The organism is Actinomadura citrea (assembly GCF_013409045.1).
GTDB classification, from domain to species: Bacteria; Actinomycetota; Actinomycetes; order Streptosporangiales; family Streptosporangiaceae; genus Spirillospora; species Spirillospora citrea.
The window spans coordinates 5,697,714-5,720,605 of sequence record NZ_JACCBT010000001.1; the positions used below are offsets into that span (position 1 = coordinate 5,697,714).

At 73.1% G+C, this 22,892-nt stretch carries 19 protein-coding genes and 1 pseudogene; 13 read left to right on the forward strand and 7 right to left on the reverse strand.

Translation table 11 applies throughout. The features are described from left to right. The first annotated feature begins 393 nt into the window (after positions 1 to 393). Genes BJ999_RS26465 through BJ999_RS26480 form a run of 4 tightly spaced genes read left to right on the forward strand, consistent with a single transcriptional unit; the run spans position 394 to position 4,247 of the window. The gene (locus BJ999_RS26465; protein WP_179835779.1) at positions 394 to 2,844 is read left to right on the forward strand and encodes a sensor histidine kinase; all 2,451 of its coding nucleotides are present in this window, start codon (positions 394 to 396) and stop codon (positions 2,842 to 2,844) included. After that, entirely contained in the window at positions 2,844 to 3,281 is a 438-nt protein-coding gene (locus BJ999_RS26470; RefSeq protein WP_141584869.1) for a roadblock/LC7 domain-containing protein, read from the forward strand. The genes BJ999_RS26465 and BJ999_RS26470 overlap by 1 nt, the downstream gene beginning before the upstream one ends. Before the next feature lie 8 nt (positions 3,282 to 3,289). Then, positions 3,290 to 3,664 carry a DUF742 domain-containing protein gene (locus BJ999_RS26475; protein WP_179835780.1) on the forward strand — a complete coding sequence of 125 codons (375 nt, stop codon included), beginning with the start codon at positions 3,290 to 3,292 and terminating at the stop codon, positions 3,662 to 3,664. Beyond that, complete coding sequence (locus BJ999_RS26480) at positions 3,645 to 4,247, forward strand: GTP-binding protein (RefSeq protein ID WP_179835781.1); 603 nt, start codon at positions 3,645 to 3,647, stop codon at positions 4,245 to 4,247. The genes BJ999_RS26475 and BJ999_RS26480 overlap by 20 nt, the downstream gene beginning before the upstream one ends. Here BJ999_RS26480 and BJ999_RS26485 read toward each other — a convergent pair. Then, complete coding sequence (locus BJ999_RS26485) at positions 4,244 to 4,819, reverse strand: TetR/AcrR family transcriptional regulator (RefSeq protein ID WP_179835782.1); 576 nt, start codon at positions 4,817 to 4,819, stop codon at positions 4,244 to 4,246. The two genes, BJ999_RS26480 and BJ999_RS26485, sit on opposite strands and share 4 nt — an antisense overlap. 74 nt (positions 4,820 to 4,893) lie before the next feature. Between BJ999_RS26485 and BJ999_RS26490 the strand changes: the two genes are divergently transcribed. Both BJ999_RS26490 and fdhA read left to right on the forward strand, forming a co-directional pair. Then, positions 4,894 to 6,048 (forward strand): acyl-CoA dehydrogenase family protein, encoded by a 1,155-nt coding sequence (locus BJ999_RS26490; protein WP_179835783.1) that lies wholly within the window; start codon positions 4,894 to 4,896, stop codon positions 6,046 to 6,048. A gap of 192 nt (positions 6,049 to 6,240) precedes the next feature. Beyond that, positions 6,241 to 7,454 (forward strand): annotated as a pseudogene (gene fdhA / locus BJ999_RS26495) (formaldehyde dehydrogenase, glutathione-independent). Between the two features lie 141 nt (positions 7,455 to 7,595). On the opposite strand, the gene BJ999_RS26500 reads toward fdhA, so the two are convergent. After that, positions 7,596 to 7,811 carry a hypothetical protein gene (locus BJ999_RS26500; protein ID WP_179835784.1) on the reverse strand — a complete coding sequence of 72 codons (216 nt, stop codon included), beginning with the start codon at positions 7,809 to 7,811 and terminating at the stop codon, positions 7,596 to 7,598. 107 nt (positions 7,812 to 7,918) lie between these two features. Between BJ999_RS26500 and BJ999_RS26505 the strand changes: the two genes are divergently transcribed. Both BJ999_RS26505 and BJ999_RS26510 read left to right on the forward strand, forming a co-directional pair. Continuing rightward, positions 7,919 to 8,257: a hypothetical protein gene (locus BJ999_RS26505; protein ID WP_179835785.1), complete on the forward strand. Its 339-nt coding sequence runs from the start codon at positions 7,919 to 7,921 to the stop codon at positions 8,255 to 8,257. Between the two features lie 12 nt (positions 8,258 to 8,269). Further along, entirely contained in the window at positions 8,270 to 9,910 is a 1,641-nt protein-coding gene (locus tag BJ999_RS26510) for a cyclic nucleotide-binding domain-containing protein (protein WP_179835786.1), read from the forward strand. Here the strand turns inward: BJ999_RS26510 and boxB are convergent. From boxB to BJ999_RS26525, 3 genes are all read right to left on the reverse strand, one after another. After that, positions 9,907 to 11,322, reverse strand: coding sequence for a benzoyl-CoA 2,3-epoxidase subunit BoxB (gene boxB, locus BJ999_RS26515; RefSeq protein ID WP_179835787.1), 1,416 nt, complete (start codon positions 11,320 to 11,322; stop codon positions 9,907 to 9,909). The two genes, BJ999_RS26510 and boxB, sit on opposite strands and share 4 nt — an antisense overlap. A 3-nt stretch (positions 11,323 to 11,325) precedes the next feature. Further along, positions 11,326 to 12,975, reverse strand: coding sequence for a 2,3-epoxybenzoyl-CoA dihydrolase (boxC, locus tag BJ999_RS26520; protein ID WP_179835788.1), 1,650 nt, complete (start codon positions 12,973 to 12,975; stop codon positions 11,326 to 11,328). Between the two features lie 119 nt (positions 12,976 to 13,094). Further along, positions 13,095 to 14,696 (reverse strand): benzoate-CoA ligase family protein, encoded by a 1,602-nt coding sequence (locus BJ999_RS26525; RefSeq protein WP_179835789.1) that lies wholly within the window; start codon positions 14,694 to 14,696, stop codon positions 13,095 to 13,097. A 77-nt stretch (positions 14,697 to 14,773) separates the two neighbouring features. Between BJ999_RS26525 and BJ999_RS26530 the strand changes: the two genes are divergently transcribed. The 4 genes from BJ999_RS26530 to BJ999_RS26545 all read left to right on the forward strand — a co-directional run bounded on the left by BJ999_RS26530 (position 14,774) and on the right by BJ999_RS26545 (position 19,789). Then, positions 14,774 to 15,748 (forward strand): PaaX family transcriptional regulator, encoded by a 975-nt coding sequence (locus BJ999_RS26530; RefSeq protein WP_218935248.1) that lies wholly within the window; start codon positions 14,774 to 14,776, stop codon positions 15,746 to 15,748. Positions 15,749 to 15,933: 185 nt separating this feature from the next. Further along, positions 15,934 to 16,746, forward strand: a complete 813-nt coding sequence (locus BJ999_RS26535; RefSeq protein WP_229810407.1) for a 4Fe-4S dicluster domain-containing protein — start codon at positions 15,934 to 15,936, stop codon at positions 16,744 to 16,746. Beyond that, positions 16,743 to 17,783 carry an NrfD/PsrC family molybdoenzyme membrane anchor subunit gene (gene nrfD, locus BJ999_RS26540; protein WP_179835791.1) on the forward strand — a complete coding sequence of 347 codons (1,041 nt, stop codon included), beginning with the start codon at positions 16,743 to 16,745 and terminating at the stop codon, positions 17,781 to 17,783. The genes BJ999_RS26535 and nrfD overlap by 4 nt, the downstream gene beginning before the upstream one ends. Positions 17,784 to 17,929: 146 nt before the next feature. Beyond that, the gene (locus BJ999_RS26545; RefSeq protein ID WP_179835792.1) at positions 17,930 to 19,789 is read left to right on the forward strand and encodes a carbohydrate-binding module family 20 domain-containing protein; all 1,860 of its coding nucleotides are present in this window, start codon (positions 17,930 to 17,932) and stop codon (positions 19,787 to 19,789) included. 49 nt (positions 19,790 to 19,838) lie between these two features. On the opposite strand, the gene BJ999_RS26550 is transcribed toward BJ999_RS26545, so the two are convergent. Together BJ999_RS26550 and BJ999_RS26555 are read right to left on the reverse strand one after the other, a co-directional pair. Then, entirely contained in the window at positions 19,839 to 20,657 is an 819-nt protein-coding gene (locus tag BJ999_RS26550; protein ID WP_229810388.1) for an acyl-CoA thioesterase, read from the reverse strand. A gap of 52 nt (positions 20,658 to 20,709) precedes the next feature. Beyond that, a complete protein-coding gene (locus tag BJ999_RS26555) occupies positions 20,710 to 21,249 on the reverse strand; it encodes a DoxX family protein (protein WP_179835793.1) in 540 nt (179 codons plus the stop codon). A 211-nt stretch (positions 21,250 to 21,460) separates the two neighbouring features. Here BJ999_RS26555 and BJ999_RS26560 point away from each other — a divergent pair, with 211 nt between their 5' ends. Beyond that, the gene (locus BJ999_RS26560; protein WP_179835794.1) at positions 21,461 to 22,714 is read left to right on the forward strand and encodes a hypothetical protein; all 1,254 of its coding nucleotides are present in this window, start codon (positions 21,461 to 21,463) and stop codon (positions 22,712 to 22,714) included. Positions 22,715 to 22,892: the final 178 nt, after the last annotated feature.

Consider the following 22,892-nt stretch of genomic DNA (forward strand, 5'->3'; position numbering starts at 1 on the left):
CGGCCAATATTGGCCTAGTTTTTCACCGTGTTAACACGGTTGACATGTCTCCGCCGATTCCCCCCGCAGCCCTTCATGGCCTCCATGCGATGTGCTCGGCAAGAACCGGAAGACCAATCAATTACAAGATCATTCAATTGCGGTCGACGTACTGACCTGCGACGACACTCGGGAAAGGGCGGGCGGTGCGCGGCGGGGGCGGCCGCGGCGGCGCAGTGCCCGGAAACCGCCGCGCACACGCCCGGGAAGCGATCGTTCACGCGGTGCACGCGAGAGATCACAAGTCGCCGCAGGTAAGACCTCTGGTCTCCGGCAAATCGAACTAAGTATGCTCCGGTCCCGCCAGGTCGGTCGGGGACGACCGGGGACGAAGACGATCAGGAGTGTGGGCCGGTGACCAAGCCCGAACAGGTTCATGGCTCCCATGAACGGCCGCGCACGCGGCCGGTCGGGCGGCGGATCGCGATGCTCCTCGCCATTCCGCTCGCCGCTCTCGTCGCGCTGTGGGTGTTCTCGGCGGGGACGACGCTGTCCGCCGCGCTGCAGCGGTCGGAGTTCACGCGGATGTACAAGGACGTCGGGCTGCCGGCCGGGACCGTCATCGGGGCGCTCCAGCGCGAGCGCGCCACCGCCGTGGCCGTCCTGACGGCGCGGACCGACGCCGGCAGGCGGGCCTACGCGGACCTCGCGGCCAAGACCGACGCCGCCGTGGCGAACTTCCGCTCGGCGGCCTTCAAGCCCCGCCTCAGGAACGCGATGGGCCCGGAACTCTGGCAGCGCATGGAGGCGCTGGACGACAGCCTCGACCAGCTCGAACCGCTGCGGACCCAGATCGACCAGGGCGCGGCCAGCACGGTGCAGGCCATCGACGCCTACAGCGGCTTCTCCGACTCGACGTTCCGGCTGCTGACGACGTTCATCAGCGTCAACGACACCGCGGTGTACCGGCAGAGCGCCGGCATCACCCACTTCTCATGGGCGAGCGACTTCATGCTGCGCGAGGACGCGCTGATGTCCGCGGCCGGCGCGCGCAGGCTGAGCGCGGCCGAGCGCATGGCCTTCGCGGGCTGGGCCGGCAACCGCGAGCAGTTCTTCTCGCTCGCCCGCACCGAGGTGACCGGCGAGCTGTCCCGGATCGTCGAGGATCTCGCCACATCGCCCGCCTACGGCAGCTTCACCTTGATCGAGAGCCAGATCCGCCGGCAGGGCCTCACTCCCGGCGTCCAGCAGTGGCGGGCGGGCACGCAGGAGCTGGCCCCGAAGTGGTTCACCTCCTCCTCCCGCCTCGGCGACGCCCTGAACGACGACCTGGTCGAGCCCGCCGGACACCGGATCATGTTGCGCTTCTACCTGGCCTGCGTCGTGGGCCTGCTGATCGTGGCCGCATCGGTCACGCTGTCGGTGCTGTTCGCCCGGCGGCTCGCGCGGGAGCTGCGGGACCTGCAGGCGTCCGCGCAGCGGCTCGCGCACGAGCGGCTGCCCGCGGTCGTGGCCCGGCTGCGGCGCGGCGAGAAGGTCGACGTCGACGCCGAGGCGCCGCGCCCGGAGCCGGGGCGGACGAGGGAGATCGCCCTGGTGGCCGACGCGTTCGACGCCGTGCAGCGCACGGCCGTCGGCACCGCGGTCGGCGAGGCCGAGCTGCGCGCCAGCATCAACCGGGTCTTCATCAACCTGTCGTGGCGCAGCCAGTCGCTGCTGCACCGGCAGTTGCGGCTGCTGGACCAGATGGAGCGGCGCGCGTCCAGCCCCGAGGAGCTGGACGACCTGTTCCGCCTCGACCACCTGACCACCCGCATGCGGCGGCACGCCGAGGGCCTGGTCATCCTGTCCGGGTCGCCGACCGTCCGCGCCTGGGACCACCCGGTCGCCGCCGAGGACGTGGTGCGCGCCGCGATCGCCGAGGTGGAGGACTACACGCGGGTGGAGGTGACGGGCGCGTCCTCGGCCGCGGTCACCGGCGACGTCGTCGCCGACGTCATCCACCTGCTGGCGGAGCTGATCGAGAACGCGGCGTCGTTCTCCCCGCCGGCCACGGAGGTCACCGTCAAGGTCGAGACCGTCGCCAACGGGCTGGCCGTCGAGGTCGTCGACCGGGGCGTCGGCCTGGAGCCCGACGAGCTGGCGGAGCTGAACCGGCGGCTCGGCAGCGCCGTCGAGTTCGACCTCGTCGACACCGAGCGGCTCGGCCTGTTCGTCGTCGCGCGCCTCGCCGCCCGGCACGGCATCCAGGTGTCGCTCCAGCCGTCCCCGTACGGGGGCACGACCGCGATCGTCCTCGTGCCGCACGCGCTGGTTGTCCTCGACGACGACTGGCACACGGCGCGCGGCCGCGGGGCCGGGGCGCCGCAGCCGGTCGGGTCGGCGGTGCTCGGGGGCGGGGGCCCGGCACGGCTCGGCCGCCCGGCGCGTCCGGCACTGCCCGGCAGGATCGTCCAGGCGCAGCCGTCCGACGAGTTCGCCGGCCTGCCCGCCGGGCCGGCCGTGCCGCCGCCGGCGCCGCCCTCCGACCCGCCCCTCGCCCCGCCGCCGGATCCGCCCGAGCCGTTCGCGGGACGGGCCCGGCCGAACGGCGCCGAGCCGCGGCCGGGCGGGGTGGAGGACAGCGAGGTCACGGGACGGCTCCCGCGCCGGGTGCGGCAGCGTTCCCTGGCCCCGCAGCTGCGCGGACGGTCCGCGCCGCGGCACGCCCAGCCCGCCGCGGCGGCGGGCGAGGACGATTTCGAAGAACCGAGCCCGGAGCTCAGCCGCGACCTGATGGCGTCGCTGCAGTCGGGATGGCTGCGCGGCAGGGTCGACGACGAACCGGGCGAATCGGATCCACGTGATGAATGGGGGGAGTCATGATGCGGCAGGGCAACGCTTCCGGCGAGCTCGACTGGCTGCTCGACGACTTGGTGCAGCGGGTCGGGGAGGTCCGCCAGGCCGTCCTGCTGTCCAGGGACGGCCTGGTCATGGGCGCCTCAGGGGACGTCACCCGCAAGGACGCCGAGTTCCTCGCGGCGCTGTCGTCGGGTTTCCACAGCCTGGCCAACGGGGCCCGCGAGCACTTCCAGGCCAAGCAGGTGCGGCAGACCGTCGTCGAGCTGGACGGCATGCTGTTCTTCGTCATGCCCGCGGGCAACGGGAGCTGCCTCGCCGTGCTGAGCGACGCCGGCGGCAACGCGGGGCTGGTCGCCTACGAGACGACCATGCTGATCAAGCGGGTGCGGCGCACGCTGGCGGCCCAGCCGCGCGGTGCCGAGTCGCAGGATCCGCCGGTGCGCTCGGGCGCGTCAGGCTAGAGCCGGCAGTGGAGAGCCCGAGAGAGCGTTGGGTCGGGCCGGACGCCGGCCCGGTCGTCCGCCCCTACGCGGTCACCCGCGGGCGCACCCGCCCCCGCGGGCTCGTCCTCGACCTGGTGACCGTCCTCGTCGCGACCGGCCGGACCCCGGCCGACCGGATCTGGCTGTCGCGCGAGCAGCGGCGGCTGCTGGAGCTGTGCGGGCGGCCCTCCACGCCCGCCGACCTCGCCTCGGAGACCGACCTGCCGCTGCGGGTCGTGCAGATCCTGCTGGAGGACCTGCACCAGTACGGCCTGATCGAGGAGATGCCTCAGGCCGCGCAGACCGAACGCCCCGACCCCCGCATCCTCATGAGAGTGCTCGATGAACTCCGCCGCCTTTGACCCGACCGCCACCGCGCACGGGCGCGACGACGACGTCCCGCTCCACACCCTGAAGGTCCTGGTGGCCGGCGGCTTCGGCGTCGGCAAGACGACGCTGGTGAGCGCGGTGAGCGAGGTGCGCCCGCTGCGCACCGAGGAGATGCTCACCGACGCGTCCGTCGGTGTCGACGACCTCGGCGGCGTGGAGGGCAAGACCACCACGACCGTGGCGATGGACTTCGGCCGGCTGACGTTCTCCGGCGGCGTCCGGCTGTACCTGTTCGGCACGCCCGGCCAGGAGCGGTTCTGGTTCATGTGGGACCAGATCGCCTACGGCGCGGTCGGCGCCATCGTGCTGGTCGACACCCGCCGGCTCAGCACGAGCTTCGCTGCCATCGACTTCTTCGAGCAGCGGGGGCTCCCGTTCGTCATCGCGGCGAACCGGTTCGAGGGCGCCCGCCGCTACACCGTGGAGGAGATCCGCGACGCCCTCGACGTCGACCCGGAGATCCCGGTCATGATGTGCGACGTGCGGAGCCGGGAGGTGGCGCGGGGCGTGCTGGTGGCGCTCGTCGAGCACGCCCTGCAGGCGGACCGCGGCTAGCCGGCCGCCATCCGGGCCACGATGAGGGACGCGAGCGCGGCGTAGGCGGCCGAGTCGTCCAGGCCGGTCTGCGCCTTGATCTCGCCGCGGTGGATGGACTCCATCACCTGGCCGGCGACGGCGCCGACGAACGCGGCGTCGCCGCCGGGCGCCGCCTCTCGCACGAGGCCCTGCACGCGCAACACCGCGTACCGGGTGTTGCTCTTGTAGATCTCCCGCGCGGGGGCGAACGCGTCCAGGTCGGCGAAGAACGCGGCGGACGCGGGGGCCAGCTCGCCCGAGATCGCCCGCAGGTAGGCGCCGACCCGCTCACGCGGGTCGGCGCCGTCGTCGAGCGCGGCCTCCACGCGGTCGGTGGCGCGGCGGAAGAAGGCCCGCACGACGGCAGTGATGATCTGCTCCCGGCTCGCCGCGACCGAGTAGAGCGTGCTCTTGGAGCAGCGCAGCAGCGCGGCCAGGTCCGCGACGCCCAGCTCGGCGAACCCGCGCTCCAGGAAGAGGTCCATGAGCCGGTCGATCAGCGTCTCGCGCCGCCGCGACGCCCGGGTCGCCCGCTCGTCCACCGAGGTCATGACGGCGACAGTACCAAATCGGGTTCGCCGGTACTGCCTTTGGTACGGTTGGCGGTGCCGAAAGGAGTCCGCCCATGCCCGCCACCCGGCACCTGCCGACCTCCGAGTCCGAGGACCTGATCGCGCTCACCCGCGAGATCGCGGCCAAGGAGCTCGCGCCGCACGTCGCGGACGCCGAGCGCACCGGGACGTTCCCCCGCGCGGTGTTCACGACGCTGGGCCGGGCGGGCCTGCTGACGTTGCCGTACCCGGAGGAGTTCGGCGGCGGCGACCAGCCCTACGAGATCTACCTGCAGGTCCTCGAGGAGATCGGGGCGGCCTGGGCGAGCGTCGGCGTCGGCGTCAGCGTCCACGCCCTGTCCTGCTTCCCCCTCTTCGCCTTCGGCACCGACGAGCAGCGCGCGCGGTGGCTTCCCGGCATGCTCTCCGGCGAGCGCCTCGGCGCCTACTGCCTGTCGGAGGCGCACGCGGGCTCCGACCCGGCCGCGATGCGCGCCAGGGCCGTCCGCGACGGCGACTCCTATGTCCTCAACGGCGCCAAGGCGTGGACCACCCACGGCGGCGAGGCCGACTTCTACACCGTCATGGCCCGCACGTCGCAGGAGAAGTCACGCGGCATCTCCTGCTTCCACGTCCCCGCCGACACCCCCGGACTGGAGTTCGACGAGCCCGAGGACAAGATGGGCCTGATGGGCTCCACCACCGCGACCGTCCGCCTGGTGGACGCGCGCGTCCCCGCGGACCACCTGATCGGGCAGGAGGGCCAAGGGCTGGCCATCGCCCTCGCCGGCCTCGACGCCGGCCGCCTCGGCATCGCCGCCGTCGCCACCGGCCTGGCCCAGGGCGCGCTCGACACCGCCGTCGCCTACGCCAAGGAGCGCGAGGCCTTCGGCAAGGCGATCATCGATCACCAGGGGCTCGCCTTCGTCCTGGCCGACATGGCCGCCGCCGTCGAGTCCGCGCGCGCCACCTACCTGTCCGCCGCCCGGCTCAAGGACGCGGGCCGCCCCTACGGCCGTGAGGCGTCGGTCGCCAAGCTGGTCGCCACCGACAACGCCATGAAGGTCACCACCGACGCCGTCCAGGTCCTGGGCGGCGCCGGCTACACCCGCGACTTCCCGGTCGAGCGCTTCATGCGCGAGGCCAAGGTCATGCAGATCTTCGAGGGCACCAACCAGATCCAGCGCCTGGTCATCTCCCGCCACCTCGCCCGCCAGCCGACGCGATGACCTGCGGGCTTCCGGCGCGACCGCGCGCTACTTGAGCGATTGCGGCGGCCGAAAATCGGTCTAACAGCCATGAACTGGGCATATATAGGACACACCCATCATGGAAATCGGTGACGTCCGAGAACGGGGCAGCGAGCACGGGCCGACGTTCCGGGCGCCTGCGAGCCGACTCTCTGCAAGGGGGGAGAGGACGTGGCGGACACCAACCGAGGGGTCGTGTACCAGGGCCGGGCGAGGTCACGGTCGAAGACCTGGACTTCCCCAAGCTCGAACTGGCCGAACAGGGCGGGCGCAAGCTGCAGCACGGCGTCATCCTGAAGGTACTGGCCACCAATATCTGCGGTTCCGACCAGCACATGGTGCGCGGCCGGACGACCGCGCCCGCCGGGCTCACGCTCGGGCACGAGATCACCGGCGAGGTGATCGAGACCGGCAGGGACGTCGAGTTCATCAAGGAGGGCGACCTCGTCAGCGTCCCGTTCAACATCGCCTGCGGCCGCTGCCGCAACTGCAAGGAACGCCACACCGGCGTGTGCGAGAACGTCAACCGGGAACGACCGGGCGCCGCCTACGGGTACGTCGACATGGGCGGCTGGCACGGCGGCCAGGCCGACTACGCGGTCGTCCCGTACGCCGACTTCAACCTGCTCAAGTTCCCGGCCGATCGCGACACCGTGATGGAGAAACTGCCCGACCTGGCGATGCTGTCGGACATCTTCCCCACCGGGTACCACGGCGCCCACACCGCCGGCGTCACGACCGGTTCGACCGTGTACGTGGCGGGCGCGGGACCGGTCGGCCTCGCGTGCGCGACCGCCTGCCTCCTGCTCGGCGCCGCCGTTGTGATCGTCGGCGACATGAACGAGCGGCGGCTGGAGCAGGCCCGGGGCTTCGGCTGCGAGACGATCGACCTGTCCGAGCACGGCGACGTGGGCGCGCAGATCGAGCAGATCCTGGGCGTTCCCGAGGTGGACGCGGCCGTCGACTGCGTCGGGTTCGAGGCGCGCGGCCAGGGCCACGAGGGAGCGGGGACGGAGCAGCCCGCAACCGTCCTCAACACGCTCATGGACGTCGCCCGGCCCGCCGCCGGGCTCGGCATCCCCGGCCTGTACGTCACCGGTGACCCGGGCGCGTCGGACGAGAACGCGAAGGAGGGCCAACTCGGGCTGCGGATCGGCCTCGGCTGGGCCAAGTCGCAGTACTTCGTCACGGGCCAGTGCCCGGTGATGACGTACAACCGGCAGTTGATGATGGCGATCCTGTACGACCGGGTTCAGATCGCCCGGAACGTCAACGCGTCGGTCATCCCGCTAGAGCAGGCACCGCAGGGCTACGCCGAGTTCGACCGGGGTGCAGCGCGCAAGTACATCCTCGACCCGCACGGCATGGTGGGGGCCGCGGCCTGAGCCCCGCCCCCTGCTCGAACCCGTCGGCGATCCGCAGCGCCATCCGGGCGCCCTCTCCGGGTCGGCGCACACCCGCGCCGTCCCGGCCGGGGGAACCCGGCCAGGCGCAGGTCGCCGGCGGATGCCATCGCCGCAGGCCCGCTAGCCGGACCCGACGCCGCGCTCCCGCAGCCTGCGGGCGATGTAGTCGGTGGTGAACGGGGAGCCGTCCGCCAGTTCCTCGGGGCCGAGGCCCTTGCGGGCCGCGTCCGCGTAGGCGTCGAACAGGTGTTCCTTCGCGGCTTCGAGCTGCTCCGCGAGGTCTTCGTACCGGGTGGTGGCGAGCTTGACCTTCGCGCCGGCTTCCTCAGGACCCATGCGGCGCAGAGTATCGAAACCCCGCCGCGGGGCCGGGCGATGGGTTTTGTACGCGGTTTGTGCGGCGTGTCACGGTCTGCCCGCGGCCCGGAACCTACCGTCGGGTCATGTGGCAGTTCGTCGTGTGGGGGCTCATGGGGGCCGCAGCCAACCGCACGCTGGCGTTCCTGGAGGCGAACCGGCGCGTGAAGGGGCCGCCCTGGCGCTACCCCAAAGGGCCGGGCGGCCGGTACTACCTGTTCGCCTGCGCTCTGCACTGCATGCTCGCCGCGATGGTGACGGCGGCGGCCGCGGCGAGCGACTTGATCAACACGCCGTGGCTGGCGTTCGCGTGCGGGGCGAGCGCCCCGGCCGTCATGGCGAAGCTCGGCCGGTACGCGCTCTGGGCCCTACCGCCGGGCCCGGGCGGCGACGGTGGGGACGACGCGCCCGGCCAGGCCGGATGAATGGGGGATGGGATGCCGAATCCTGATCGCGGCTGGCGCGGGCTTCTGGAGGCGTTCTCGGACGCACCGGCCACCGGCGGGCCGAGCGCGGTACCGCCGGGCGGAGCGGGCCGGGCGCGGCGGCTGCTGGAGGCGTTCTCCGACGTATCGCCCGCCTTCGCCGTGGACGGGGCGGGGCCCGCGCCCGCGGCGGATCCGGTGCGGGCGCTCGCGCGGGGGGTCGTGACGTTCGGCGTCCTCGGGGCGGTGTGCACGGCGTGGGCCGCCGCTGAGACCGGGACGCTCGCGGCGGCGCTGCTCGCCGCGTTCACGTTCGCCGTCCTGGCCCTGTTCGTGGCGCCGCTGGCCGGGTTCGCACGTGCCAGGGCCGCGTCGGCCCTGGCGCAGGGGGCCCGCGCGCGGTCCGCAGACCGGGCCGAGAGGCTCCGCGACAGCTTCTGGCACGCGCTGGGCTCGGAGGAGCGCGACGCCGTCCGCGGCGTGGCGCGTCCGCGCACCTTCGGGCCGGGCGCGCCGATCCTGCGCCAGGGATATCCGGCCGACTACGTCGTCGTCCTCCGCTCGGGGTGGACGAAGGTCCGCGTCGACCGGGCGGGCGAGGAGCGGATCGTGGCGGTCCGCGGTCCCGGCGACCTCATCGGCGAGCGGGCGCTGTTCGAGGGCGATGCCTGGTCCGCCACGGTCATCGCGCTCGACACCGTGGAGGCGCTCGTCGTCGGCGCGGCGGACTTCCGGGGGGTCGTGGAACGCCACGCCGGTGTGCAGTCGGTGCTGGAGAAGCAGGCCCACGACCGCACCGTCGAGGCGGCGGCCCGAACCTCGGGCACCGAACTCGCCGACACCGAGCGCCGGCTGGCCGCGCTGTTCACCACGCTGGCGCGGGCGCGCGGCGGGGCGCTCCCGCTGACGGGCACCGAGCTGGCGGGCTGGACGTCGTCGTCGCCCGCGGCGGTGGCCAGCGTGCTCAACGAGTGGGACGGCGCGGGACTCGTCCACGCCGGGGACGGCACGATCGACGTCCTCGACCCGGTCCGGCTGGAGCGGCTCACGGCGGGCGGCGAGCCTCGCCCGGAGGCGGTGTCCGGGTCCCTGTTCCTCACGGGGCAGGACTGCACGGTCGTGTTCGCCGATGTGGTGGGGTTCGGCTCCCCGGACCGGACCGAGGCGGACCGAGCGGTGATCCGGGGGGTGCTGTTCCAGTCCCTGGAGGAGTCGTTCGCCGCCGCCGGAGTGGCCTGGGCGGCCTGCCACCGGGAGGACCGCGGGGACGGCATGCTGCTCGTCGTCCCGCCGGGGGTTCCGGTGAGCGCCCCGGCGGATCCGCTGGTGCGGGCGCTCGCCGAGCGCATCGACCGGTACAACGGGGGCGCGGCCGGGGGACGGCGCTTCCAGGTGCGGGTCGCGGTCGACACGGGACCGGTGCACGCGGGGCCGGAGGGGGTCACCGGAGCGGCTCTCGCCCGCGCCGCCAGGCTGCTGGAGTCGGACGTCCTGCGGCGGCGGCTCTCGGCCGTCGCGGCCGTCATCGGCCTGATCGTCTCCGCGGCCGTGCACCGGGGGATCGCCGGGGCCGGACCGGAGTTCGAGCCGGTCGAGGTGCGCGAGCCGGACCCCGGCGACGCCTGGCTGCGGCTCTTCCCGGCCGCCGGCTAGAGGCGGACGTACTCGTAGTCGAAGGGCTGACCGTTGATGCCGTTGCGGGGCGGGGCGATCCAGGCGGCGATCCTGCCGGTTTCGTGGACGGGCCGCATCAGCGACCGGACGTGAGTCTTGTCGACCTCCGTCGGAAGCCAGGCGCCCATGCGCCGCTCCCACTCGGCGGCGTCGAGCATCTCGCCGTCCGGCGCGGCCTCGATGCCGGCGAATGCGCCGACCTTGCGGTTGAAGGCGATGCTGGGCAGGCGGAGGCGCTGCGGGAGGCCCGCCTCGGACAAGATGCGGTTCCAGCGGTTGACGCCGCTCTGGCAGTCGGCGATGTAGGCGCGGCGCAGGTCGGTGTTGAGGCCGACGAGCGCGGCGACCTCGGTCTGCCCGATGCCTCCGTCGACGAGGGCGTCCACCATGACGGCGTCGTCGGTGAGGCGGTGGTCGTCCCGGCGGCGTTCCTCCATCCAGCGGCCCTTGAGCCCGGCCGTGTAGTAGTTGGCGACGTTGCTGGACGTCTCGGAGCCGAACAGGTCGAGCGACACCGAGTAGTGGAAGTTCAGGTACTTCTGGACGACGTCCAGGGAGATCCCGCCGTGCGGGGCGACGTCGTCGGTGTCGTGCTCCTTCATCAGCTGGACGGTCCGCTCGACGACCCGGTCGATGCCCGTGGTGCCGACCATCATGTGGTGGGCCTCCTCCTTGAGCATGAACTCGCAGGTGCGCGACAGGGGGTCGAAGCCGGACTCCTTCAGCGTGCCGAGCTGGTACTTGCCGTCCCGGTCGGTGAAGTAGGTGAACATGAAGAACGAGAGCCAGTCGGGGGTCTCCTCGTTGAAGGCGCCGAGGATGCGCGGCGACTCCTCGCTGCCGGAGTTGCGCCGCAGCAGCTCCTCGGCCTCCTCGCGCCCCTCGCGCCCGAAGTGGGCGTGCAGGAGGTAGACCATCGCCCACAGGTGGCGGCCCTCCTCGACGTTCACCTGGAACAGGTTGCGCAGGTCGTAGAGGCTGGGCGCGGTGGCTCCGAGGTTGCGCTGCTGCTCCACGGACGCGGGTTCGGTGTCGCCCTGGATGACGATGAGGCGCTGGAGGTCGGCGCGGTACTCGCCGGGGACCTTCTGCCAGGCGGGCTCGCCCCTGTGGGCGCCGAAGCCGATGCGGCGGTCGCCGTCGCGCTCGGCCAGGAAGATGCCCCACCGGTAGTCCCTCATGGCGACGTGCCCGAAGTGCGCCCAGCCCTCGCGGCCGACGTCGACGGCCGTGCGCAGGTACACCTCCCGCGTCGGCAGCGACGGGCCCATCGACTCCCACCAGGACAGGAAGTTCGGCTGCCACGACTCCAGGGCGCGCTGGAGGCGCCGGTCCTCGTGCAGGTCGACGTTGTTGGGGATCTTCTCTGTGTAGTCGGCGGTGGTCGCCATCGCTCAGACTCGCTTTCGGTCGAAGTCGGCGCGCCGCCCGGTGCCGTAGCGGCGCAGGGCGCCGTCCGGACCGGACGCGTTCGGGCGCGTGAAGATCCAGTTCTGCCAGGCGGACAGCCGTCCGAAGATCTTGGTCTCCAGGGTCTCGGGGCCGGGGAAGCGGTAGTTGGCCTCCAGGCCGGTCAGCGCGTCGGGGCTGAAGCCGGCCCGCTCCTCGACGGCGATGCGGATCTCCTCGTCCCAGTCGATGTCGTCGGGCGCGAAGGTGACCAGGCCGAGGCGCTCGGCGTCGGCGGCCTCCAGCGGCTTGCCCGCGGCGTCGCCGGCGGCGGCCAGCGCGGCGCCGTCGCCGAGGAACCGGGTCGCCAGGCGGGTGAGGCCGTTGCCCATCGGGAGCGGGCCGAGGTTCATCGCGTCCACGGTGACCGCGGCGGGGTCGGCGTCCGGGTCGACGTCCTCGAAGACGCCGTCGAGCTGGTAGGAGCGGTCGGCGGCGAGCGCGACCTCCAGGAGGGAGCCGGCGAAGCAGCTTCCGGGCTCGATCAGGGCGATGAGGCTGCGGCTGGTGACGTCCAGCCGCTTCAGGGTCCGCTTGAGGTAGAGCACGATCTCGTCGGCGAGCCAGTCGCCGGCGTGGTCGAGCAGCAGCCGGTCATGGGCGAGGACGTGCTCGGCCGCCCCCCGCGTGCGGAACACCCACGTGCCGAGCTCCGGCTCGTTGGTCCGCAGGTCGAGGATGAGGTCGTCCAGCTCTCGGGTCATGGCGAGCGTCCAGAAGTCCGCGCCGCGGAATCCGCCGGGGGGCGCGTCCGGACCCGCGATCGTGATCTCGACGGCGCCCGCGGCGCGGTCCAGCTCCGCCGAGACGTGCCGGTAGGCGATCGAGGCGTCCGTGCGCTCCTTGCCGAGCGGCGTCAGCGCGATCCCCTCGGCGTCGCGCGGACGGGACGAGCGGGCCGCCAGCTCCCGCGCGCGTTCGGCGACCGTCTCGTCCCAGGCGGTGCGCGGGACGGCCTCGTCCACCAGCCCCCAGGCGACGGCCTTCCCGCCGCCGAGCCCCTCGGCCTTGGTGGAGAAGTAGTCGGCGCGGTCGCGGCGGACGCGCCGCTTGTCCGACACGCGGGTCAGGCCGCCGGTCCCCGGCAGGACGCCGAGCAGCGGCAGCTCCGGCAGCGACACCGCCGACGAGCGGTCGTCGACGAGCATGATGTGCTCGCAGGCGAGGGCCAGCTCGTATCCGCCGCCGGACGCGGTGCCGTTGAGCGCCGCCAGGTAGGTCTGGCCGGAGTTCGCCGTCGCGTCCTCGATGCCGTTGCGGGTCTCGTTGGTGAACTTGCAGAAGTTGACCTTCCAGGCGTGCGGGGACGCGGCCAGCATCCGGATGTTGGCGCCCGCGCAGAAGATCTTCTCCTTGCCGCTGGTGACGACCACCGCGCGCACCGCGGGGTGCTCGAAGCGGAGCCGCTGGACGGCGTCGTACAGCTCGATGTCGACGCCGAGGTCGTAGGAGTTGAGCTTCAGCTCGTACCCGGGGACAAGCCCGCCCTGCTCGTCCACGGCCATCGTGAGAGTGGCGACCTGGCCGTCGACGTCCAGGCGCCAGTGCCGGTAGCCGGACGGGTCCACCCGGAACTCCACGTGCGGGCTGGTCATGGGCTGTCCTTCCGCCGGTGCCGTCTCCATCATGCTCTACAGATTTAACTATTCACGTCAAGACTTTGTAGCACTTCGAGTCGCCCGGCCGCCCGGGGCGGGAGCGGCCCGGGGACGGGTCAGGGCGCGGCGAGCAGGGCCGAGGCGAGCTCGCGGACGGCGAAGCGGCGCAGCTTGCCGGTCGGCGTCGTGGGCAGCCTGTCCACGACCAGCACCTCGCGGGGGCGCTTGAACGACGCGAGACCCGCCCGGCAGAACCCGATCAGCTCGGCCGGCTCGGCGGTCGCGCCCTCCTTGAGCACGACGCAGGCGACCGGCTTGTCCAGGCCGTCGGCGTCCGGCAGCCCGACGACGGCGGCCATCGCCACCGCGGGGTGTTCCAGCAGCCGTCCCTCCACCTCGGCCGGCGACACCCAGATGCCGCCGGCCTTGAGCATGTCTCCCGTCCGGCCCAGGCAGGTGTAGTAGCCGTCCTCGTCCACCACGTAGGTGTCGCCCGTGCGCAGCCACTCCCCCTGGAAGACCTTCCGGGTCGTCTCGGTGCGGCACCAGTAGCCCGTCGCGATCGACTCGCCCTTCACCAGCAGTGAGCCCGGCGCCCCCGGCCCGAGGTCGGCCCCGGCGGCGTCCACGACCCGCAGCTCGTAGCCGGGGACGGCGGTGCCCGTCGTCCCCGGGCGGACCCGGCCGGGCCGGTTCGACAGGAAGATGTGCAGGCACTCCGTGGAGCCGATCCCGTCGATGATCTCCACGCCGTACCGTTCGGTGAAGCGGCGGCACAGCTCGGCGGGCAGCGGCTCCCCCGCCGACACCGCCAGCCGGACGGACGCGAACGCCTCCACCGGGACCTCGGCGTTGAGGATCGCGGCGTAGAAGGTCGGGACGGCGAAGAACAGGGTCGGCCGGTACTCGGCCAGCCGCCCGGCCACCGAGGCCGGGGTCGGGCGGTCCGGGTCCAGGACGGCGGTCGCGCCGGCGGCGAGGGGGAAGAACAGCGAGTTGCCGATCCCGTAGGCGAAGAACAGCTTGGCGACCGAGTAGCAGCGGTCGTCCGGCCGGATGCCGAGGACCTGCCGGCCGTAGGTCTCCACGACGTGCCGGATGTTGGCGTGCCGGTGCATGGCGCCCTTCGGCCGGCCCGTCGTCCCGGACGTGTAGAGCCAGAGGGCGCTGGAGTCGTCCGAGGTCGCGTACGGTTCCGCCGGCACGCCGCCGTGGGCGCGCCCCTCGCGGACCAGGTCCTCGAACGGGCCCACCCGCACCCCCGCCGGGGCCCGGAGCGCCGCGTCCCCCTCGACCGCCACGCGCCGGACGCCCGGAGCGCAGGTGAGGGCCGCCTCTGCGGCGACCGCGAACCGGTCGCTGACCAGCAGCACCCTGGCGCGCGCGTCGGCCAGCAGGCCGCCGAGTTCGGGGCCCGTCAGCATCGTCGACACCGGGACCGGAACGGCGCCGAGCCGCATCGCGCCCAGGATCGCGGCGGCCATGAGCGGGCCGTCGGCCATGAACAGCACCACCCGCTCCTCGGCGCGCAGCCCCCAGCGTCCGAGGCCGGACGCGATGTTCCCGGCCAGCTCGGCGAGCTCGGCGTAGCTCAGATCCCCGCCAGGACCGGTCAGCGCCGCCCGGCCGCCGCCGGGCCCGGACGCCGTCCGGAGCAGGTATTCGGAAGCGTTGAAGGTGTCGGGCGGGACCGGTGCGGTCGCCGTTTCAGCGGTCATCGAGGTCTCCCCTCGCCGGGAACCGTGCCCCCAATGCTCTACATAGACGAAACGCTAGTCAATAGACTTGTGGAACGATGAGAGTTCGGGCGGCACCCGCGCGGAACCCGGGCCGGACCCGCGCGATACTGGACGGCGTCCCTGCCACCCCGCAGCTGGACGGGCGCGCCCATCAGTGCCCGGAGGAGGAGCACATGGCCCGAACCGGCGAGGACGCGGCGCATCCGGAACCGAGATTCCGGCGCCGGCGCGAACTCGGCGCGGCGAGCGCGCGGTCGCTCCTGCTCACCGTGCTGGGCGAGTTCGTCCTGCCCGGCGGCGAGCCGGTGTGGACGGCGACGTTCCTGCGCGCGCTCGGGCAGCTCGGCGTCGAGGAGAAGGCCGTCCGGCAGGCGCTCGCCCGCAGCGCCGGCGAGGGCTGGCTCGCCGGGGAGCGGCACGGCCGCCGCACCGCTTGGCGGCTCACCCCGTCCGGGGAGCGGCTCCTCACCGACGGCACCGAGCGGATCTACGGCTTCGGCCGCCCGGTCGGCGCGTGGGACGGGCGCTGGCTGCTCGTCCTCGCCACCGTTCCGGAGACCAGCCGCCGCCTGCGCCACCTGCTGCGGACCCGGCTCGCCTGGAGCGGCCTCGGCAACCTCTCCCCCGGAGTGTGGGTCAGCCCGCACCCCGAGCGCGAGCCCGAGGTCCGGGAGGTCCTCGCCGGGATCGGCGTCGCGGAGGGCTCCACGCTGTTCACCGGGCGGCTCGGCGACCTTGCCGAGGCGCGGCGCGTGGCGCGCCAGGCGTGGGACCTGGACGAGATCGGGCTCGCCTACGAGGACTTCCTCGACGCCGTCGGCGCGCTGCGTCCCGCCGACGACCCGGGGACGTTCGCCGCGCACACCAGGCTCGTCCAGGAATGGCGCCGGTTCCCGTTCCTCGACCCCGGCCTGCCGGCGGCGCTCCTCCCCGACGACTGGAGCGGCGCGCAGGCGGTCGCGCTCTTCCACGAGCGGCACGACACCTGGCGCCCCGTCGCCGACCGCCAGTGGAAGGCGATGAGCGCCTGACGGGTCCCGCCGCCCCCGGGACCCGGCGGGACGGGGTGTAGGCGACGCGTCCCCGGGAAGTCGGGTAGGGGCCGGCGTCGTCGATGGGAGTCGTGGAAATGGGCAGCCTGATAGGGCGGAACCTGCTCGCCGGAGCCGATCCCGACGTCGCCGCCGACTCCGGCTACGCCGACCACCCGCCCCGCATGGGGTTCTTCACCGACACGTCGGTGTGCATCGGCTGCAAGGCGTGCGAGGTGGCGTGCAAGGAATGGAACGCCGTCCCCGAGGACGGCCTTGAGTTCACCGGCATGTCCTACGACAACACCCAGGGCCTCGGCGCCGACACCTGGCGGCACGTCGCGTTCATCGAGCAGAGCAAGCCGATCGGCCAGAACGAGACCGGCGTCGACCACGGCGCGCCGCCGGGCGCGGGCGGCATGCGCTGGCTGATGGCCTCCGACGTGTGCAAGCACTGCACGCACGCCGCGTGCCTCGACGTGTGCCCCACCGGCTCGCTGTTCCGCACCGAGTTCGGCACGGTGGTCGTCCAGCAGGACATCTGCAACGGTTGCGGCTACTGCGTGCCCGCCTGCCCGTACGGGGTCATCGACCAGCGCAAGGGCGACGGGCGGGTCTGGAAGTGCACCCTGTGCTACGACCGGATCGGCGTGGGGCAGGAACCCGCGTGCGCGAAGGCGTGCCCGACCGACTCGATCCAGTTCGGCCCGCTGGACGAGCTCCGCGAGCGGGCCGCGCTGCGCGTGGACCAACTCCACGACCTGGGCGTCGAGGACGCGCGCCTCTACGGGCACGACCCGGACGACGGCGTCGGCGGCGACGGCGCCTTCTTCCTCCTGCTGGACGAGCCGGAGGTGTACGGGCTGCCACCGGACCCGGTCGTCACCACGCGCGACCTGCCGTCCATGTGGCGGCACGCCGGAGTCGCCGCCGCCACGCTGCTCGGCGGGCTCGCCGCCGTCTTCGCCGCGCACGGCCGCAAGGGGGGCGCGCGATGAGCTCGTCGGAGGTCGGCAAGGAGGGCGTGCGCGGCGAACGGCCCGGCCGGGAGGCCCAGATCGGCAAGGGGCTGCGCGGCCGGGGACGGCGCGGAGGGCGCCGGGGCGGGCGCGGCGAGAAGGCCATGGTGCCGGAGGCCGAGTTCACCTCCTACTACGGCAGGCCCATCCTGAAACCGCCGGTGTGGAAGTCCTTCGACGTCGCGGGGTACTTCTTCCTCGGCGGGCTGGCCGGCGCGGGGTCGGTGCTCGCCGCCGGCGCCCAGCTCACCGGGCGGCCGGCGGCCGCGCGGGCGCTGAAGATCTCCTCGCTGGCCGCCATCTGCGGGTCCACGGCCGCGCTCGTCCACGACCTCGGGCGCCCGGAGCGGTTCTACAACATGCTGCGCGTCATGAAGCCGACGTCGCCGATGAGCGTCGGCTCCTGGCTGCTGGCCGCCTACGGCCCCGCCGCGGGCGCCGCCGCCGCGCTGGAGGTGACCGGGCTGTTCCCGCGCCTCGGACGCGCCGCCACCGCCGGAGCCGCCGTGCTCGGCCCTGCCGTCGCCGCCTACACCGCCGTGCTCGCTGCCGACACCGCCGTCCCCGCCTGGCACGAGGCGCACCGCGAGCTGCCGTTCGTCTTCGTCGGCTCGGCCGCCGCCGCGGCGGCAGGCATGGCGCTGGTCGCCGCGCCCGTCCGGGAGAACGCCCCGATGCGCACCGCCGCCGTGCTCGGCGCCGGCCTGGAACTGGCCGCGGCGAAGGTGCTGGAGCGCCGGGCCGGGCCGGCCGCCGAACCGTACAAGCGCGGCAGGGGCGGGGCCTACATGCGCGCGGGCGAGATCCTCTCCGCCGCGGGCACCGCGGGCTGCGTCCTGCTCGGCGGGCGCAGCCGGGCCGCGGCGGCGCTGAGCGGGGCGGCCCTCCTGGCGAGTTCGGCCTGCACGCGTTTCGGCGTCTTCCACGCGGGCGTGCAGTCGGCCGAGGACCCCAAGTACACCGTCGTTCCCCAGCGGGAACGCCTCGCCGGACGCGACGCGGCGTCCGCCTCCTGAGGCTGCCGTCTTTCTGCAAGTTCATTGAAATCTTGCGCAAGCTCTTGACCCAGTTGCAAGAAGAGAGCATTCTCGCGTTGCTCGCGGACGGCCGTCCCCCACCCCTTCAGGCGCCCGCCAGGCGCCCTGTGACAGGAGTTCGCCGAATGTCTGCCAACGACGCCCCACGCGCAAGAGCCCCCCGCCGCCGGTCGCTGCTCGCCGCCGGCCTCCTCGTCCTCGTCGGGACGGCGCCCGTCGCCGCCCTGCTCCCCGACCGCCCCGCCAGTGCCGCCGCCTCCCTCAACGACAGCGACGTCACCGCCAACCTCTGGGAATGGAACTGGCCGTCCGTCGCGGCCGCGTGCACCGAGCACCTCGGGCCCGCCGGGTACGGGGCCGTGCAGGTCGCGCCGCCGGCCGAGTCGGTCAGCCTGGCCTCGACCAACGACGGCCCCCACCCGTGGTGGGAGGTGTACCAGCCCGTCTCCTACGGGCTGACCAGCAGGCTCGGGACCCGCGCCCAGTTCTCCTCCATGGTCACCGCCTGCCACGACGCGGGCGTCCGCGTCCACGTGGACGCGGTCGTGAACCACATGGCGGGCCACAACAACACGGTGAACAGCACCTACGGCGGGTCGACCTTCGATCCCGGCGGGTTCGCCTACCCGGCCGTCCCTTACGGGTACGGCGACTTCCACCACGCCAACGACGGGTACTGCAACGACGACGACGCGGGCATCGACGACTGGAACAACACCTCAGAGGTGCAGAACTGCGAACTGGTCTCGCTGTCGGACCTGAAGACCCAGTCCGGCTACGTGCGCGACAAGATCGCCGGATATCTCAACGACCTGATCGGCCTCGGCGTGGACGGGTTCCGGGTCGACGCCGCCAAGCACATCGCCCAGAGCGACTTCGCCGCCGTCAAGAGCGCCCTGCACACCACCACGGCCGAGGGGAGGGCGCCCTACATCGCACAGGAGATCGTCCCCGGGTCGGCCGCGGCCGACCTGAGGCCGTCGGCCTTCACCGGGAACGGCGACGTGCTCGGCTTCTCCTACGCCCAGGGCCTGAAGACGCAGTTCCAGAACGGGACGCTGTCGAACCTGTCGGGCATCCCGTCCTGGTCGCTTGACGCGGACGGCTCCCGGACCCACACGATGATCACCAACCACGACACCGAGCGGGACGGGTCCACGCTCAACTACAAGAACGGCTCCGACTACACCCTCGCGACCTACTTCCTGCTGGCCTACCCCTACGGCAGGCCGTCGGTGTACGACGGGTTCACCTGGTCGTCGGCCGGGCAGTCGCCGCCCGCCGACTCCCGCGGGTTCGTCACCGGCGCGAACTGCTCGAACGGCTGGCAGTGCCTCACCCGCTCGACCGGGATGAAGGGCATGGTCGGCTGGCACAACGCGACCGCGTCCGCCACGGCGGTCGGCAACTTCACGGCCACCGCGGGGAACGTCATCGGGTTCAGCCGTGGCTCGAAGGGCTGGATCGGGCTCAACGACTCCGCCGGCCCGTCCACCGCGTCCTACCGGACCGGGCTCGCGGACGGCGTCTACTGCGACGTCATCACCGGCGGCCTCGGTTCGAGCGGCTGCCAGGGCACCGCCGTCACCGTGTCGGGCGGGACGGCGACCGTGACGATCCCCGCGGGCGGCGCCGTCGCGATCCACGTGGACGCCCGGTCCGGGCAGACCCCGCCGCCGCCCACCTCCGACCCCGGGACCGTCTCCGACACCTTCAACGTCACCGCCGCCACGACCTGGGGAACGAGCGTCTACCTCGTCGGCGACGCCCCGGCGCTCGGCTCGTGGGACACGGCCAAAGCGGTCAGGCTGTCCCCGTCCGGCTACCCGGTCTGGAACGGGACGGTCACGCTGCCCGCCAACACCAAGATCGAATACAAGTACGTCAAGAAGACCGACGCGGGGGCCGTGATGTGGGAGGGCGGGGCCAACCGCACCTACACGACCGGCACGTCGAGCCGTACCGCCGACGACACCTGGCGATAGCCGCCACGCGGCCGGCCTCCGCGCGGGCGGAGGCCGGCCCCGGCACGGGTCAGGAGCGCGGCGTGCGGAAGAGGGTCTCCTGCGTGAGACTGGCGACGAGCACGCCGTCCCGGGTGTGGATCGTTCCGGTGTACCAGCCGCGCCCGGCGGCGACCGTCTGCGGGACGAGGTCCATCAGCACCCAGTCGTCCATCCGGACCGGCCGGTGGAACCAGACGGCGTGGTCGAGGCTGGACCCCGACCGGGCGGCGCCGTCGTGCAGCGCGATCAGCCCGCTGGAGATGTCGGACAGGTACGTCAGCACGCACGCGTGCAGCAGGTCGTCGTCCGGCAGCGGCACGGTGCAGCGCGACCACAGCCGCGTCGGGAAGTCGGCCGCCTCGTAGGGCTGCGGCGGCACGCGGCTCTCCATGGAGAACAGCCGCGGGACCGGGGAGGCCGGGAGGTTCTCCGGCCCCGGGACCCGCGGCGCCGGGTGCACCTGCCGGTCCTCGTCGTCGGCGGGCCGCTGGAACGACACCGACATGTTGAAGATGACCTCGCCGCCCTGCAGCGCCACCACGCGGCGCGCCGAGAACGAGCGGCCGTCGCGGTCCCGGTCCACCCGGAAGATCGTCGGCCGGGCCGCGTCGCCGCCGCGCAGGAAGTAGCCGTGCAGCGAGTGCGGCAGCCGCCCCTCCGGGACGGTGCCGCCCGCCGCGCGCAGCGCCTGCGCCGCGACCTGCCCGCCGTACAGCGGGTACGGGTCGTCGAAGACGAGGGCGCCCCGGTAGAGGTCCCGGTCGAGCTCTTCCAGGTCCAGCAGGTCCAGGACGGAATGAAGGGATTCCGACCGCGCTTCGGGCTCTTCGGAGATCGAGGGTCGCACGCTCGTGACGTTATCCGACCCGGGCGTGGTCCGGCCGGGCGGGCACCGCGCGTCAGCCCTCCGGCGTCTCGGCGGGGCGCTTGCCGGGGCGCCAGAAGGCTGCCAGCAGCAGGGCGGCGCCGAGCCCCCCGGCCAGGGCGGTGACGGCCAGGCCCGTCCAGCCCGACAGGTCGTCCTCGATTCCGAGGGCGCGGTCCAGGGAGACCGCGCCGCCGCCGAGCGCACCGAGGGCGCACGCCACCATGATGATCATGACGACGTACTCGTAGCCCTGCCCGGGGCGGAAGATGAAGAAGCCGTTGCGGAGATGGGCGATGACGAACGCCACCGCCATCGTGCCCACCGCTCCCGCGGCCGCGAGCGGCGTCAGCAGCCCGAGCAGCAGCAGGACGCCCGCACCCAGCTCGGTGCCGGTCGCCATCAACGCGTGCAGCCGCCCCGGCCGCAACCCCATCGACGCGAACCAGCCCGCCGTGCCCTCGATCCTCCCGCCGCCGAACGCGTGGTTCCAGCCATGCGCGATCAGCGTGCCGCCCACGGACACCCGCAGAACCAGGGAGGCGATGTCCGCCCCCGCCGCGTCGACAGCCATGCCCGGCCCCTTCCTCGTGCGCTGGAAACGTCCAGCAACGTACCGGAACGGGCGGGTGGTCAACGCTCCCTCGGGGTGGTCAGCCCTTTGTATGTGCGGCTGCCAATCACGGCGCGGCTTTCCTCAACGCCCTCCGTATCGCGTCCCGGACGGCCGGGTTCACCATGTCGGCACCCATCAGTACAGGAACGTACTTCTGAAGGGATGCCCCATGAGATTCCGACATTCCGCCGCGCCGGGCTCCGGCGGGCGGCCGCGCCGCGGCCTCGCCGCCCTCGCGGGCGCCGCCGCCCTCGCCCTCGCCCTCGTCCAGGCGCCCGCCGCGCACGCGCTCCCCCCGCAGGACGTGCCCGGGATCGGCGTCGACACCGGGCGGTTCAAGCTGCCCATCGGCTGCACGATCGCGCTCGCCGGGCTGCCGGTGTTCTACCTGCCGACGGACGTGGACGTGCAGGGCGTGGCGCCCGTCCAGCTCGGGCCCGGCCAGGAGTTCTGGCTGACCCAGGGCTCGGGGAGCATCACCTTCCCCGAGTGGCTGACCGCACTCGCCCCGATCCTGGGGATCACCAGGGCCGACGCCCGGGTCACCGACCTCACCATCGGCGCGAGCGACTCCACGCCCTCGGCCGTCAACATCGCCGAGGACGAGCCGTTCGAGATCAAGGACATCCCGGTCGAGGCCGGCAAGCCCCTCAAGGTCGGCCTGCCCCTGTCGGGGACGTTCGACGTCGGCCCGTACAAGGCGCCCGACGGCGGCAAGGTCACGCTGGCCTTCGACCACGCGTTCGCCGAGGTGGACCTGAAGTCGCAGGCCGGGTTCAGCCTGCCGATCACGGCCGACTGCAAGCCGTCGGCCGGCAACGCGCTGCTGACGATCGGCGTCGGCGGTGCGCCGGGGCGGCCGCCCGCCAAGATCTCCGGTGCCCCGCTGAACTTCCCCGAGCCGAAGTCGAACGAGCTGGTGGGCATCATCAACTCCCCGTACAGGTGCACCCTCGGCGGCGAGCCGCTCGACGTCGGCATCGCGGTCGGCGCCCGCATCCCGCTCGTGGCCAGGCGGGGCGGCTCGTTCTCCTTCACCGAGGCGAGCGGCGCGCTGGTGATCCCTGCCGGTACGGTGAACCGGCTGGTCGACAAGGGCTACGGCTCGGTGTCCGGCACGGTCACCGCCCTGAACCTGGAGGTGGAGGGCGGCACGCCGGCCCGGCAGAACGTGATCCCCGCAGGCGGCATCGCCCTCCCGAGGACGCCGCTGGTGCGCGACGGGCAGATCACGGTGCCGCTGCCCGGCACCGGCACGCTGACCGCCGGCCCGTTCACCCCCTCCTCCGGCGCCGAGAGCGTCTCGGTCGGGCTCGGCTCGGCCGCCGCCGAACTGTCCTTCGACGGCGCACCCGGCGCCGCCCCCGCGACGTGCGACGCGCCGTCCCCGAAGGTCTACCTGGTCGACAACCCGGTGACCTGACGGGCGGCCCTGCCGGACGGCGACGGCGCCCGCCGTCCGGCAGGCCGCACCGCCCTCTCCCCCGCATATCCCGTCGCCCGTGGGGCAGATCACACAAAGTCAGGCTCCGTATCGCGTCACATCCGGGCGCGTACCGCCCCTCTATCTCTGTGAACGGCGCGAGCGCGGAGAGCGTGGG

Excerpts from the sequence above, each read along its gene's own strand:
- BJ999_RS26505 (WP_179835785.1), top strand. The coding sequence starts at position 7,919 with ATGTGGCAGTTCGTCGTGTGGGGGCTCATGGGGGCCGCAGCCAACCGC.
- BJ999_RS26560 (WP_179835794.1), top strand. The coding sequence starts at position 21,461 with ATGAGATTCCGACATTCCGCCGCGCCGGGCTCCGGCGGGCGGCCGCGC.
- BJ999_RS26525 (WP_179835789.1), bottom strand. The coding sequence starts at position 14,696 with ATGACCGCTGAAACGGCGACCGCACCGGTCCCGCCCGACACCTTCAAC.
- BJ999_RS26485 (WP_179835782.1), bottom strand. The coding sequence starts at position 4,819 with ATGACCTCGGTGGACGAGCGGGCGACCCGGGCGTCGCGGCGGCGCGAG.
- boxC (WP_179835788.1), bottom strand. The coding sequence starts at position 12,975 with ATGACCAGCCCGCACGTGGAGTTCCGGGTGGACCCGTCCGGCTACCGG.
- BJ999_RS26500 (WP_179835784.1), bottom strand. The coding sequence starts at position 7,811 with ATGGGTCCTGAGGAAGCCGGCGCGAAGGTCAAGCTCGCCACCACCCGG.
- BJ999_RS26470 (WP_141584869.1), top strand. The coding sequence starts at position 2,844 with ATGCGGCAGGGCAACGCTTCCGGCGAGCTCGACTGGCTGCTCGACGAC.
- BJ999_RS26490 (WP_179835783.1), top strand. The coding sequence starts at position 4,894 with ATGCCCGCCACCCGGCACCTGCCGACCTCCGAGTCCGAGGACCTGATC.
- BJ999_RS26480 (WP_179835781.1), top strand. The coding sequence starts at position 3,645 with ATGAACTCCGCCGCCTTTGACCCGACCGCCACCGCGCACGGGCGCGAC.
- nrfD (WP_179835791.1), top strand. The coding sequence starts at position 16,743 with ATGAGCTCGTCGGAGGTCGGCAAGGAGGGCGTGCGCGGCGAACGGCCC.
- boxB (WP_179835787.1), bottom strand. The coding sequence starts at position 11,322 with ATGGCGACCACCGCCGACTACACAGAGAAGATCCCCAACAACGTCGAC.
- BJ999_RS26510 (WP_179835786.1), top strand. The coding sequence starts at position 8,270 with ATGCCGAATCCTGATCGCGGCTGGCGCGGGCTTCTGGAGGCGTTCTCG.
- BJ999_RS26535 (WP_229810407.1), top strand. The coding sequence starts at position 15,934 with ATGGGGTTCTTCACCGACACGTCGGTGTGCATCGGCTGCAAGGCGTGC.
- BJ999_RS26545 (WP_179835792.1), top strand. The coding sequence starts at position 17,930 with ATGTCTGCCAACGACGCCCCACGCGCAAGAGCCCCCCGCCGCCGGTCG.
- BJ999_RS26555 (WP_179835793.1), bottom strand. The coding sequence starts at position 21,249 with ATGGCTGTCGACGCGGCGGGGGCGGACATCGCCTCCCTGGTTCTGCGG.
- BJ999_RS26530 (WP_218935248.1), top strand. The coding sequence starts at position 14,774 with ATGAGAGTTCGGGCGGCACCCGCGCGGAACCCGGGCCGGACCCGCGCG.